11 protein-coding genes are annotated in these 12,946 nt (G+C 63.3%); all 11 read right to left on the bottom strand.

Annotated features, from left to right (window positions below; all coding sequences use genetic code 11):
• Nucleotides 1-35 precede the first annotated feature (35 nt).
• The 11 genes from nadC to D6201_RS09215 all read right to left on the bottom strand — a co-directional run bounded on the left by nadC (nt 36) and on the right by D6201_RS09215 (nt 12,943).
• A complete protein-coding gene (gene nadC, locus D6201_RS09265; RefSeq protein ID WP_120048531.1) occupies nt 36-905 on the bottom strand; it encodes a carboxylating nicotinate-nucleotide diphosphorylase in 870 nt (289 codons plus the stop codon).
• Entirely contained in the window at nt 895-1,689 is a 795-nt protein-coding gene (locus D6201_RS09260) for a LytR/AlgR family response regulator transcription factor (protein WP_120048530.1), read from the bottom strand. The genes nadC and D6201_RS09260 overlap by 11 nt, the downstream gene beginning before the upstream one ends.
• Entirely contained in the window at nt 1,686-2,885 is a 1,200-nt protein-coding gene (locus D6201_RS09255) for a sensor histidine kinase (RefSeq protein ID WP_120048529.1), read from the bottom strand. The genes D6201_RS09260 and D6201_RS09255 overlap by 4 nt, the downstream gene beginning before the upstream one ends.
• Before the next feature lie 78 nt (nt 2,886-2,963).
• Nucleotides 2,964-3,656 (bottom strand): DsbA family protein, encoded by a 693-nt coding sequence (locus tag D6201_RS09250; protein ID WP_120048528.1) that lies wholly within the window; start codon nt 3,654-3,656, stop codon nt 2,964-2,966.
• Nucleotides 3,657-3,670: 14 nt separating this feature from the next.
• Nucleotides 3,671-5,062 carry a M48 family metalloprotease gene (locus D6201_RS09245; protein ID WP_242447498.1) on the bottom strand — a complete coding sequence of 464 codons (1,392 nt, stop codon included), beginning with the start codon at nt 5,060-5,062 and terminating at the stop codon, nt 3,671-3,673.
• Between the two features lie 33 nt (nt 5,063-5,095).
• Nucleotides 5,096-6,223, bottom strand: coding sequence for a phosphatase domain-containing protein (locus tag D6201_RS09240; RefSeq protein WP_120048527.1), 1,128 nt, complete (start codon nt 6,221-6,223; stop codon nt 5,096-5,098).
• Nucleotides 6,224-6,275: 52 nt separating this feature from the next.
• A complete protein-coding gene (locus D6201_RS09235; protein WP_120048526.1) occupies nt 6,276-7,691 on the bottom strand; it encodes a PAS domain-containing protein in 1,416 nt (471 codons plus the stop codon).
• Nucleotides 7,692-7,795: 104 nt separating this feature from the next.
• A complete protein-coding gene (locus tag D6201_RS09230) occupies nt 7,796-8,200 on the bottom strand; it encodes a DUF2141 domain-containing protein (protein ID WP_120048525.1) in 405 nt (134 codons plus the stop codon).
• A gap of 35 nt (nt 8,201-8,235) precedes the next feature.
• Nucleotides 8,236-8,949 (bottom strand): sterol desaturase family protein, encoded by a 714-nt coding sequence (locus D6201_RS09225; protein ID WP_120048524.1) that lies wholly within the window; start codon nt 8,947-8,949, stop codon nt 8,236-8,238.
• Between the two features lie 94 nt (nt 8,950-9,043).
• Nucleotides 9,044-9,550, bottom strand: coding sequence for an MmcB family DNA repair protein (locus tag D6201_RS09220; RefSeq protein ID WP_120048523.1), 507 nt, complete (start codon nt 9,548-9,550; stop codon nt 9,044-9,046).
• A gap of 63 nt (nt 9,551-9,613) precedes the next feature.
• Nucleotides 9,614-12,943: an error-prone DNA polymerase gene (locus D6201_RS09215; RefSeq protein ID WP_120048522.1), complete on the bottom strand. Its 3,330-nt coding sequence runs from the start codon at nt 12,941-12,943 to the stop codon at nt 9,614-9,616.
• Nucleotides 12,944-12,946 lie beyond the last annotated feature (3 nt).

Genomic DNA, 12,946 nt, shown 5'->3' with positions numbered 1-12,946 from the left:
CCCTCCCGGTCTGATCATGCAAAGATGCCAAATGCCTACAAGGGCGTAAAGTCGAGACCGATATCGGCGGCGGGTGCGCTTTGCGTGAGGCGGCCGACCGAAACGTAATCGACCCCGGTCGCAGCCTTGGCGTGGATGGTGTCGAGATTGATGCCGCCCGATGCTTCGGTCGGCACACGGCCGTTCACCACTGCCACCGCTTCGCGCAGGGTGGGTGGTTCCATATTGTCGAGCAGGAGTCGTGTGGCGCCCGCAGCCAAGGCCGGTTCGATCTGATCGATACGGTCGACTTCGCAGATGATCTGCTCGACCCCCGCATCGCGCGCGCGGCGCACCGCTTCACCGACATTGCCGGCGACGAGGATGTGGTTGTCCTTGATCATCGCCGCGTCCCACAGCCCCATCCGATGGTTGCTGCCGCCGCCCATGCGCACCGCGTATTTTTCGAGGTGACGCAGGCCCGGTATCGTCTTGCGCGTATCAAGCAGTGTGCAATCGGGATTGTCCATCGCGGCGACATATTCGGCGACCATCGACGCGATGCCGGAAAGGTGCTGCACCGTGTTGAGGGCGCTCCGCTCGGCCGTCAGCATGGCGCGAGCATTGCCGGTAAGGCGCATGAGATCGGTGCCCGGTTCGATGCGCGCGCCCTCGTCTACCAGCACCTCGATCTGCATGTCGGGATCGAGCGCGCGGAAGAATGCTTCGGCCACCGGCAGCCCGGCGACGGTGATCGGATCGCGGCTGTCCATGACACCGGAAAACCGCGCATCGGCGGGGATGACGCTTTCGGCAGTGACGTCCCGCCCACCGCCGTGCAGGCCCTTGCCAAGATCCTCTGCGAGCGTGTCTTGCACGAAGGCATCGAGATCGAAACCGGTGAGTTTGAATACCTTAGTGGACAAAGCGCGCGACCACGTCCCGGTAGCTGCGCGACACCTTCACCTCCGCGCCGCTGTCGAGAACGAGAAAGCATTCGCCATTGGTGTGCGGCTTGACCTGCCGCACCTGGTCGAGATTGACGATGGTTGATCGATGTACACGCTGGAAGTTCTTTGGGTCCAGCCGCCGCTCCAAATCCTTCATCGTTTCGCGCAGGATCAGCGAGTTGTCGCCGGTATAGATGCACATGTAATCGCCGGCGGCCTCGATGTGCTCGATCGAGTCGACATCGACGCGAAAGATCTGCCCGCGATCCTTCACGTTGATCATCTTTTCGTAGCGCCCTGCGACTTCCTCGCCCGTATCCATCTCGTCGAGGCTTTCCGGGCTCACTTCGGCCAAAACATCCTTCAGCTTTTCCGCTTCTTCGGAGGAGCGCTTTTCGGACAGGCGCTGGCGCACGCGCTCGATCGTATCGGCGAGCTTGTCCTCGTCCACCGGCTTCATCAGATAATTGACCGCATTGGCCTCGAATGCGCGGATCGCATGCTCCTGATAGGCGGTGACGAAGACGAAAAGCGGCGGTTCGATCTCCATCACGCCCTTCACAACCGAAAATCCATCGAAACCGGGCATCTGGATGTCCAGGAAGACGAGGTCGGGCTTGAGCGTCTTGATGGCGCGGATCGCCTCCCGGCCATTGGCACAAGTTTCGATCACCTCAATGTCTTCATGCGGCTCGAGCCGCAATTGCAGCCCTTGAATGGCGAGTTTTTCGTCGTCGACGACAATGGTGCGGATGGTCATGCGGGGGCTCCGGTCTGGGGGGTTCCGAAAGTGGGTCGCCCGCCTTTCTCAACGGGTGAAGGGCGGGGAAGTTTCTGCGCGTCGGCGGCCGGCTCCTCCTCGTCGCCGCGCTCATAGGGGATTTCGATTGTGACGGTGAAGCCGCCATCGGGCGGCGTCTCGATCGCGAAGAGGTGGTCTTCGCCGTAAGCCTGGCTGAGGCGCTCGACGATATTGGCGAGGCCGACTCCGGTAGAGGTCTGGCTTTTCGCAACCGCTTCGGCAGCGTTCTGATTGCCCTGCAGGCCCGGCCCGGTGTCGGAAACGACGAGGCGCAGGCGGGATCCGATCACCTTGGCGGCAAGGCTGATGCGCGCGCCTTCTTCCTGTGCGGAAACGCCGTATTTGATCGCATTCTCGACCAGCGGCTGCAGCAGGAAAGAGGGAATGCAGCCCCGTGAAGCGTCGTCCTCCACCCGGAATTCGGTGCGCAGCCGGTCTTCGAAGCGCATCCGCTCGATTTCGAGATAGAGCTGCAGCGTTTCCACCTCCTGCGCGACCGTGACCTTGCCACCCGGTTGGGTAACGAGCGTGTGCCGGAGAAAGCTGGAAAGCTTGGTCAGCATCGCGTTCGCAGGCGCGGTCTGCTTGAGAAGGACGAGCGTACTGATGGAATTGAGCGTGTTGAACAGGAAATGCGGATTGAGCTGATAGCGTAGCATCGCAAGCTGCGCGCTGGTCGCCTGCGCCTCTAGCCTCTCCAGCCTGTCCGTCTGTTCCTCGACCTGAAGGAAGAAATTTATCGCATAATAGAGGCCGGACCATGCGCCGAGCAGCGTGAGATCGATATAGAACACCCCGAACATCAGCTGCGCGAAGCTCGCCTCGCTTCCGCCGGAATACACATCGAGCGTCCACGCGCTGATAAAGGCCGACACCGCCACGGCACCCGACAAGACGAGCGCGGTCGCAGTCCAGGTCACCAGCGGCGTGCGATTTATAAGGTGGTTGTAGATCACCGAAAGCACGGTGCTGATCGAGAAACCAGCAATGGTGAAGATCACCACGACGACGAGAAAATCGAGGCCGCGTTCATTGGCAAGCGATGTCGCCATGCGCAGAATGAACGCGCCGCCCCAGCCCAGCATTTGCAGCCGCCAGAATGCGCGGTTCTTGTCCTCGAAGAACGGTGCAGGTTTGAACGGCAGCACGGCCATGCCGCCTTTCCTAGCCGAAATGCGGGCCTTCGTCAGACCAAATTTCACGGTGCGGCCTCCCGCGGCAGGCCGTTCGCCTTACGAATCGCGCGCCTCGGCGATGGCATCGCCGATCATTTCCGCACCCACGGCGCCATTGAGCACCTCATCGCCGACGATGAAGGCAGGCGTGCCGGAGAGGCGCATGTTCTGGCCAAGGAAGACGTTGTTCTGAAGCTGCGTATCGTAGGCACCTGCATCGATCCGTGCGCGCGCCTGTTCCAGATCGAGGCCCGCAACCTGCGCGGCGGTTTCGATATTGCCCGCGCCGAGCGCGTCCTGCGCGAACATGGCGTTATGGAAAGCTTCGAACTTGCCCTGGTCTGCGGCGGCGAGCGCCATCCGTGCCGCGTCCACGCTGCCATCCGACAGCACAGGATACTCCCGGATTACGACGCGCAGATCGGGATTGGCAGCGATGAGTGCATTCACATCAGCTAGGCTCTGGCGGCAGTATCCGCAGGCATAATCGCTGAATTCGACCAGGGTGATCGTGCCGTCGGGATTGCCTAGCACGGCGCCGGGATAGGGGGTTTCCAACTCGCTGCGGATCGGTTCGATACGCGCCATCGTATCGCGGCGTTGCAGCTCGGCCATAGCCTCGGGCAGCACTTCGGGATTGGCCATCAGATAGTCGCGCGTCCCATCCGGGCCGAGGCCGGAATAGCTGAACGCAGCCGCGCCGGCGAAACCGGCGACAAGAGCGATAAGGGCAGTGACGATCCAGCGCATGACGGCTCCGGCGCCTATCGGCGCTCAGCCATACGTTCAAGCTGCGCGCGCGCCTGCAGCTGGACGTCCTGCGCGCGGATCCAGTCGGGCGTGCCGCGCTCCAGAGCCTGTTCGGCGGCTCCTGCATTGACGAGCGCGGCCTGCGGATTGCCGGACAGGATCTGCTGTTCGGCACTGGCGAGCCGCGCGCGAGGTGTGTCGCCGCGCTGACCGTAGACAACGCCGAGCTGATACCACGCGAAGGGATTTTCGTGGTCGCGCCCGATGGCCGCGCGCAGCACCTGCTCCGCCTCGTCGAGATTGGCGCGGTCCTCGGTGGCGATGAGCGCATGGCCAAGCATGCTGGCGATAAGCGGGTTCGATCCGGTGAGCCGGGTCGCCTCGCGCAGAGGCGGCAACGCTTCGTCTACGCGTCCCGATTCCATCAGGACCTGGCCTCTCAGCTCGAGAAAATAGGGATTGTCGGGCTCCGCGGAAAGCAGCGCATCCACTTCGCCAAGCGCATCGTCCATCCGCGCATCCTTGTGGTATGCGTAGGCGCGCGCATAGCGGGCAGGGATGCCGGTCATGTATTCGGGGAACGCAGTCAGCGTGCGTTCCGAGGGTGCGATGTAGCCGTAGAGCTTGGCCTTCACCCGTTCAAACCTGCGTTGCAGGTCGGGATCGGTCGGCGTGTCCCACGCGACATCCGCGACGTAGTCATCGCGCAGCCGGGAGATGCGATTGCCGGAAAGCGGGTGCGTACGGCCGTATTCGCGCTCCTGTCCCTGCGGAATGCCGCGGCGGAACTCGAAGTTCTGCAGCTTCTCGAAAAAGGCCAGGCTCCCGCGACCGCTGATGCCGGCATCGGAGAGATATTGTGCGCCAGCCGCATCGGCGCTGGCCTCCTGCGTGCGGCTGAAAGCGAGGAAGCTGCCCTGTGCCGCCTGCTGCCCCGCCGCGAGCACGCCCATGGCCGCTTCGCCGCCGCCGGCAAAGGCCGCCGCCGCCGCCAGCAGAGCGGACAGCAGCGTGATCTTGGTCGCATTGCCGACACCTTCGGAAAAGCGATTGATATGCCCGCCGGTGATGTGGCCGAGCTCATGCGCGATCACGCCCTGCACTTCGCCCGCATCCTCAGCTGCGTTGAGCAGGCCGGAATGCACGAAGATGCGCTGTCCGCCGGCAACGAAAGCATTGATCGAACTGTCGCCGACCAGCACGACCTCGACGGCGCCCTCGCCCAGCCCGGCCGCTTCGGCGAGCGGATCGGTCATGTCCTGCAGCAGTGCCTCCGTCTCCGCGTCGCGCAGGATTGAAATGCCCTGCGCAGCCACGGGCTGGGCGAGCATGGCCGAAAGCGCGACCAGCGCGATCAGGCGGGCGAGCAGGTTTGAAAGCATGTGCATCGTGTCGATCGGCAGCATATCGCTCCGCGCGGTGAACGGGCAATGAAGATTTCAGAGCGTAGCCGGGGCTTCTGCGCCTTCCTTTGCCGTTTCCACCTTCTCCACGGTGCGTACGATCTGCTCGGTCTCGCCGCCCAGCGTGAAATCCAGGGCGCGCAGGAAATCCGCGCCTTCGGCATAGGTCGCGCCGAGCCAGAGCGGCACATTCGCGCCCTCGATCACGGCCTTCGCCTCGACCTCCTCGGCTGAAAAATCCTCGCCCGCAGCCTTCCGCAGGAATACCGCCGCGACCCGTCCGGGGTGCCGGGCGACGGCATGCGCAAAGGCGGCAAGATCGCCTTGCGTATCGTCGCCGATCAGCGCGAACCCCATCTCCGGATACATGCCGAGGATCGAATCGAGCGCAGCCTTCTTGTGTGCGCCATGACTGCTCTTTCCGAATGTCTCGCGACTGAGACCCCAGTCGCGCAGCTTCATCGGGCCAAGCGGCAGCCCCTTGCCGCGCATGAAAGCGACGAGATAGCTGAACAGGTTCCATGGGCTGGAGGAGATGTAGAAGAATGGCCGCCTTGTCGCGCGCATGCGGTGCGGGCAGCCGTCCGCGTCGGGCGCAGGATCGCCGCCGCCCAGCTCGCCATAGAAGCTCTGTGCGTCGGGGACTGCGATCCGCTCATGCGGCAATTGCGCGAAAATGCGTTTCCAGTTGCGCGCAATGTTGCGCGGACCGCCGGTGATGCCGGTTTCGATGATGGTGTCGTCGATGTCAGAGATGACCGCCAGGTCGCTTTTGCTGCCGGGCACGAGAATGTGCGCATCGACGCTTTGTGGGCCTTCGGAATTTTCCCATTCCAGTTGCACAACCTCCCATGCGGGGTGCACCGGCAAGTCCCATGCGGGATCGAGGGCGGCGTCGAAATGGACGAAGCCCTCGCCATCGGTGACGCGCATCGTATCGAGCAAGACGGTTTCGCCGTCCCTTGCCATTAGCCGCACGGCAACGCCCTCGACTTCGCGGCTCGCGAATTGGGCGAGCAGCGTGCGCATCGCCTTCCATCGGGAGCCTTCGCCGAATGCGGGCGGTCTGCAACGCAAGGCGCGCGCCGACAGCACCAGCCGATCACGATTGCGATGGCCGAAATAAGGCTGGATACGGGTGGCGACAGACGGTGAAAGCGGCATGCCTAGCCAATGGCCGAGCGATGCGCGCGTTCCACATGCCTAAAAGCGGGCGTCAGCCGATCAATTCGCGAGCCGCCTTTTCGATCAGGCTGGCATTGGCCGGCACTTCGCCCAGCATCACGACTTCACCCGTTTCGGTACGGCGGATCATCACCAGGCCGAACTCGCCGCCATCGTCAGACACCGCGTTGAAACCCTGCGGTGCCAGGGCGCGCAACTTTTTCGCGATCGCTTTTCGCGGCTGCTTGCGGACCTGTTTGGGCGCTTTCCCTTCGCTCTCCCGGCGATGTGCGCGCTCCTGCGCGACGACACCCTTCAGGCCGCCCTCGGCTCGCTTGAGAAACGCGCCCAACTCGCCTTGGCCGATTCCCGTGCGTGCGGCGAAGGACAGGACGGCGGCATATTCGGTAAGGCGCGTCTTGTCATAATCGACACCGAAGACGAGCTTTACGATCGGCGTCATGGGTGCGCGGTCCTGCATGGCGATCCCGGCATCGCCAAGCAGCTCGGCGAAATCGTCCGGCGCATCCTGCGCGGCGAGGGCGAAATCCCATGCGCGGCCGACGGCCTCGTAAAGCGCGGCGCGTGTGCGTTCTTCGCTTCCGGCGGCTTCGGCGGCCATGTCGCGGGCGATTGCAAGCCAATCGGCCAGCGTTTCCGGTTCCGCATCCAGGACCGATTCGAGCGCAGTGTCCGCCTGCCCCGACAGATCGAGCGAAGGTCGGGCGGCCGCTCCGCCGAAAGTCGGCTCGACGGCGGCGGGCTCTTCATTCGTGGCCGAGGGGCCGTCCGCCCAATCGGTCAGATCTTCGTCCCGCGCGTGGTGATGGGCTGCGGTCGGCTCGGCGAGTTCGTCCTCAAGCGCCTGATCGATTTCGAGCAGCAATTCGTCGGCCGATTTGCTGTCCGCCATGTCCTTCCAGTTGATGACGCCGTAAATGAAATCGATTGTCTCGTCGTCGCTGGAGAAAGGCAGCAGGATGCCGCGATAGAGGATCGATGCGCCCACATGATTGACGAATTCGGCTTCGAAACCGATCGGCGACTGGTTTGCAAGGATCTGCATGTAGTGATCGGTGATGCGTGACAGGAGCGAACGCGGCTGCACTTCGGAAAGGCGCTTTGGCTCGCGACCATCGGTAGAGCATTCGGCGGCGAGCTGATCGCCGATATAGGCAATCAGCGGGTCTTCGAGGCCGTGCGAAAAGTCCAGCAACACGCTGTTCGGGCCGAAATCGGGCAGCAGCGTGGGATCGAGATCCTCGATCGAGGGGAAATTGCGATCGTCGAGCAGGCCCGCCCAGAAATTGTAAGCGCGCACCTGCATGCGCCGCTCATCCGTGCCGATGGCGGGCGGCGGCGCATCGTGCACCGCTTCCGCATCGTCTGCGCGATCGTCTTCAGGCGCGGAAAAGCTGTCCCAGTCCGCCGGTTCGAGCGCGTCGTAATTGCCGCGTAAGGTGTCCATTCCGCAATGCCTTCAATCGTGCGATTCAAGGCCGTTGTGGCGCACCATGGTAAATTTTTCGTGAAGTCGCGCGGGCGTTTTCGCCTACGCAAACTGCTGATTTTCTAGAGCATATACCGCATGCGGATGGTTTGCCGACTTGGTGAAGAATTTACGACTATCGCCGCGTCTTCGAAATCCGGCGGACCCATCCTGACCGGCGCATCGCGCGAAAAGCCGAAGCCCTCCTTCGGCATCATGCCGAGCGCGCGATCCGCCCGACCATTGCCGTTTTCATCGTGCAGCAGGGCGATCGCATAGGTTCCGGGTGCCACGTTGCGGAAGCGTAGCTGGCGCGCTTCTCCGGCAGGAACGACCACATTGTACCCCTGCGCCGCGTCCTGGCAGCGCGGGAAGCGCTGGGAATCGCGCGTCATGCATGCGCGCACGACGCCATCGCGGTTGCGCATATTGGTGATGTCGATCGTCACATCGGTGCCCGTGGGCTCGGCGGCGGTCACCACCGGCATCACGGATGTGACAAGCGCCGCGGCAGATGCGGCGATTAATGCGAAACGAGTCCTCGGTCGGTTTTGCACAGGCGATCCCAAAATCTGAAGTAAAGTCCGTAATTGCAGCGATATTCGTCGTGATGCCGCTGATGATGGCTCGCTGTTATCACCCACTCCCCTACGCGCGAATGAACGAGCCAGCGCGGAAACATGTCCCAGCCCATGTGATTGGTGACCCCCATCACCGTCATGACAGCCAGAACGACGCCAAGCATGGCGACATGGATCGGGACGAGAAATACGAGCAGCGGAATGACCACTGCGCCCGTCAGCGCCTCGATCGGGTGAAAGCTCATTGCCGCCCATGCGGTTGGCGGACGGCTGGCATGGTGGACGGCATGGGCGATGCGAAACCATTTCGGGCGGTGCATCAGCCGGTGCGTCCAGTAGAACCAGGTGTCGTGCGCGAACAGGTAGAGGAATACCGAAAGCGGCAGATACCAGAGCGGATAGTCCGCCATGTCGGTATAAAGCAGCGTCCAACCGTGCTGCTGCCAACCCCATGTAACGAATCCGGCAGGCAGGCCGAAAATCAGCGCGGAGACCATCGACCAGCCGATCTCTCGGCGGATCTGCGGCGACAGACCGGCGTAGAGCCCCGGGCGCACGCGCGATGTGGCCAGCGCGAATGCCCCGCTCGTGAGCAGGTAACGCAGCGCGACGATCAGGGTCATCGCGCTCATCGAGATGAGCAGGGCCGTCCACATATCCTGGCGCCTTATGCCCGCGTCATCGTAAATGCGCTATTACCGAATGGCGATACCAGCTTTCGCGCCACTGTCGTGTCGCACGCGCAACGCCTCAGCCGGCAAGCTCTCCGCCCCATTCACCGCATCCCGGATCGCTCGCGACCAGCTGCCGGCGCAGCGCCGTGCGGGCGAGCCGTTCGACTTCCACCTTGCGGCGCGCGGCTGCGAGTGGATGGCTGGGGGCCGGCCGGAGAATTTCGGCATCATATTCATCGGCCACGATCACCCCGCAGCAATCGGGTCGGAAATCCTCGTTTTCCAGCACCTGCCGATCGAGTTCGGGCGGAAGGCCCCAATAAAAGCGATCGCAAAAGTCGAGATAATCGGGCCATTTGCCATCGCCCAGCAAGTCCGAACGCGCAGTCTTGATTTCGACGATGACGATTTTTCCCTTGGCATCGAGCCCCATCAGATCCGCCCGCCTACCGTTGCGCAGCGGCATTTCGGCAAGAACCCAGACACCGTTGCGCGCGAACAGGCGGGATATGCCCCGGCACACCGCATGAGAGCGGCGCTCGAGCGATGGCGGCGTGGCGAGGGCTGAGGATGATTCGACCATCCCGCCAAACTGGAACGAAAGCGGAACGCGGTCAAGGTGTCGCGTAAAGTGGCGCTGCCCCATTTAGTGAAAATCGCGCGATTTCGGAATGATAGTCACGTTGCGCGGGTGGCGGCCGGCATTGGACGGCCAAGAGCCCTGCAGTGGCTTGTTCACGTGATCGGCGCGGGCATAATCGGGGCGCAGCAAGTCGTCCGACAGCTCCGAAAGGCGGTGTGTGTCATCATTCATTTGCTGCGCGACCACGTGGATCACATCGTCATCCATCTGCACATAACCGCGCACCGCCATCAGCCGCGCGCCCATGATCGTCTTGCGAAAGCGTTTCAGCGCATCGGGCCACACCACCAGGTTCACCACACCGCTTTCGTCTTCCAGCGTGATGAACACCACGCCCTTCGCGCTGCCGGGCCGCTGGCGGATCAGGACGACGCCCGCGACCGAGCAGCGCTGGTTGAATTTCAGCGATCTGAGATCGACCGCCCGGGTGAAACCCTGCGCGGCATACCCTTGCCGCAAAAACTCCATCGGATGCGCTTTCAAAGACAGGCGCGTCGTCTGGTAATCGGCGACGACATGCTCGGACAGAGGCATGGCAGGCAGAGCCATCGGCGGATCCGCGCCTTCCTCCGGCGCTTGCGCATAAGAGAAAAGCGGCAGATCCGGCCCGGCCTTGATGGCGCGCGCATCCCATAGCGCGGCGCGTCTGTCGCTGCCGAGCGAGCGCATGGCGTCCGCCGCTGCCAGCAGCTCTATACTGCGCGCATTGAGTCCGGCGCGGCTGCGCAATTCCTCCACGCTGGCAAAAGGCGCGCTGCGGGCCGCGAGCAGCTTGGCCCCTTCGGCCTCGGCCAGTCCGCCGACCTGCCGCAGGCCGAGGCGCAGGGCAAACCCACCGCCGCCGCTTTTTCCCGCGACGGGCTCGAGCGTCGAATCCCAATCGCTGTAATTCACATCGGCGGGCAGCACGCGCACGCCATGTTCGCGTGCATCGCGCACGATCTGCGCCGGGGCGTAAAAGCCCATCGGCTGGGAATTGAGCAGGCCGCAGGCGAAGGCGGCGGGATAGTGGCATTTCAGCCAGCTCGAGACATAGACCAGATGCGCGAAGCTGGCGGCGTGGCTTTCCGGGAAGCCATATTCGCCGAAGCCCTCGATCTGCGAAAAGCAGCGCGCCGCGAATTCGGGATCGTAGCCGCGCTCTATCATCCGGCCGACCATCTTCGCCTTGTGTTTCGACACCAGCCCCTTGGCGCGGAAAGTGGCCATGGCGCGGCGCAACTGGTTGGCTTCGTCGGGAGAGAAGCGCGCGGCGACCATGGCAATCTTCATCGCCTGCTCCTGGAAGATCGGGACGCCCAGTGTTCGCTCCAGAATGTCCTTCAACTCGTTCGGCGGGCCATGCTCTATGCCGGGGGAGGGATAGACCGGTTTTTCCTTTCCCTGCCGCCGCCGCAGATAGGGGTGCACCATATCGCCCTGGATCGGGCCGGGCCGGACGATGGCGACTTCGATCACGAGATCGTAGAAACAGCGAGGCTTGAGGCGCGGCAGCATGTTCATCTGCGCCCGGCTTTCCACCTGGAACACGCCGAGCGAATCCCCTTTGCACAGCATGTCGTATGTCGCCGTGTCCGCTTTCGGCACGCTCGCCAGCGTCAACGGCCGGTCGTAATGCGCGCCGATCAGCTGGAAGCATTTGCGAATGCAGGTCAGCATGCCCAGCGCAAGCACATCGACCTTGAAGATGCCGAGCGCATCGATGTCGTCCTTGTCCCATTCGATGAAGCTGCGATCGGCCATCGCGCCATTGCCGACGGGCACCGTCTCGGTCAGCGCCTGCTCGGTCAGGATGAAGCCGCCGACATGCTGGGACAGGTGGCGCGGCATGCCGATCAGCTGTTCGGCCAGAATGATGGTGCGCTTGAGATGCGGATCGGCCAGGTCCAGCCCGGCCTCCTCCACCTTGTCGTCATCGACCGAGGAGCCCCACGATCCCCACACCGTCTTTGCCAGGGCGGCGGTGATGTCCTGCGACAGGCCCATCACCTTGCCGACTTCGCGGATCGCCATGCGTGGGCGATAATGGATGACGGTGGCGCACAGCCCGGCGCGCTTGCGGCCATATTTCGCGTAGATATGCTGGATCACCTCCTCGCGCCGCTCATGCTCGAAATCGACGTCGATATCGGGCGGCTCCTTGCGCTCTTCTGAGATGAAGCGTTCGAACAGCACCTGGTGCTTGGCCGGATCGACCGAAGTGATCCCGAGGCAATAGCAAACCGCGCTATTCGCCGCCGATCCGCGCCCCTGACACAATATGCCAATGGAGCGGGCATAGGCGACGATGTCGTGAATGGTGAGGAAATAGCGGGCGATTTCCATCTTCGCGATCAGCGCCAGCTCTTTCTCGATCGTCGCGACGATATCGGGCGGCGTGCCATCCGGATAGCGGCCTGCCGCGCCGGCCCAGGCCAGTTCGGCCAGATAATCGTCCGCGCTGCGCCCGTCGGGCACCGTTTCGTGCGGATATTCGTAGCGCAGCTCGTCGAGGGAAAAGGTGCAGGCATCGGCGATCTCGCGACTCGCGGCGATGGCGTGCGGCCAATCGGCGAACAGCCGGACCATGTCCTGCGGGCTTTTGAGATGCCGTTCGGCATTGGCGTGGAGCAGATATCCCGCCTGCGCGATGGTCGTTTTTTCGCGGATGCAGGTCATCACGTCCTGCAGCGGGCGACGCTCGGCCACGTGATGGTGGACATCGTTGGTCGCAAGGATGGCGAGGCCATACGCGCGCGCCAGCCGGTCCAGCCTTTCGATCCGCGCGCGATCGTCGCCGCGATAGAGATAGCTTGCCGCGATATGGCTTAGCGAGGGCAAGGCCTGGGCGAGTTCCGGCAGACGCTCGGCGAAGCGATCGCAATCCTCGCCCGGCATGACGATCAGCACGATGCCTTCCTGATGCGCGGCGAGATCGTCCAGCGAGAGGTCGCACGCGCCCTTGTCCTGCCAGCTGCCATCGAGGCGCTGCATCCGGCCCTTGGAAACGAGGCGGCAGAGCCTGCCATAAGCGGCACGGTCGCGCGGGAAGGCAAGGAATGCCTCGCCCGTGGCCAGCACGATCCGGCAGCCGATCACGGGCCGCATCTTCGCCGTCTTTGCTTCGGTATGGAGGCGCACGACGCCGGCCATGGTGTTGCGATCGGCAATGCCGATGGCGTCGTAGCCGAGCTGCCATGCGGTCTGCACCAGGTCGACGGCATCGGATGCGCCGTGGAGGAAGGAAAAGCACGATGTCAGCCCCAGCTCGATGAAAGGCGCGCGGGCATTGGGCGTGAAATCGTTGTCCTGGGACAATGTGCGCTTGTCCGGGGTGAGAGGAGCTTCGGGCATTGG

This window comes from Aurantiacibacter aquimixticola (assembly GCF_003605475.1).
GTDB classification, from domain to species: Bacteria; Pseudomonadota; Alphaproteobacteria; order Sphingomonadales; family Sphingomonadaceae; genus Alteraurantiacibacter; species Alteraurantiacibacter aquimixticola_B.
The sequence above is the reverse complement of the archived record's forward strand: the minus strand, read 5'-3'. Positions and strand labels throughout refer to the sequence as shown.

Excerpts from the sequence above, each read along its gene's own strand:
- D6201_RS09235 (WP_120048526.1), bottom strand. The coding sequence starts at position 7,691 with ATGGACACCTTACGCGGCAATTACGACGCGCTCGAACCGGCGGACTGG.
- D6201_RS09220 (WP_120048523.1), bottom strand. The coding sequence starts at position 9,550 with ATGGTCGAATCATCCTCAGCCCTCGCCACGCCGCCATCGCTCGAGCGC.
- D6201_RS09230 (WP_120048525.1), bottom strand. The coding sequence starts at position 8,200 with ATGCCGGTGGTGACCGCCGCCGAGCCCACGGGCACCGATGTGACGATC.
- D6201_RS09255 (WP_120048529.1), bottom strand. The coding sequence starts at position 2,885 with ATGGCCGTGCTGCCGTTCAAACCTGCACCGTTCTTCGAGGACAAGAAC.
- D6201_RS09215 (WP_120048522.1), bottom strand. The coding sequence starts at position 12,943 with ATGCCCGAAGCTCCTCTCACCCCGGACAAGCGCACATTGTCCCAGGAC.
- D6201_RS09240 (WP_120048527.1), bottom strand. The coding sequence starts at position 6,223 with ATGCCGCTTTCACCGTCTGTCGCCACCCGTATCCAGCCTTATTTCGGC.
- D6201_RS09260 (WP_120048530.1), bottom strand. The coding sequence starts at position 1,689 with ATGACCATCCGCACCATTGTCGTCGACGACGAAAAACTCGCCATTCAA.
- D6201_RS09225 (WP_120048524.1), bottom strand. The coding sequence starts at position 8,949 with ATGTGGACGGCCCTGCTCATCTCGATGAGCGCGATGACCCTGATCGTC.
- D6201_RS09245 (WP_242447498.1), bottom strand. The coding sequence starts at position 5,062 with ATGCTGCCGATCGACACGATGCACATGCTTTCAAACCTGCTCGCCCGC.
- D6201_RS09250 (WP_120048528.1), bottom strand. The coding sequence starts at position 3,656 with ATGCGCTGGATCGTCACTGCCCTTATCGCTCTTGTCGCCGGTTTCGCC.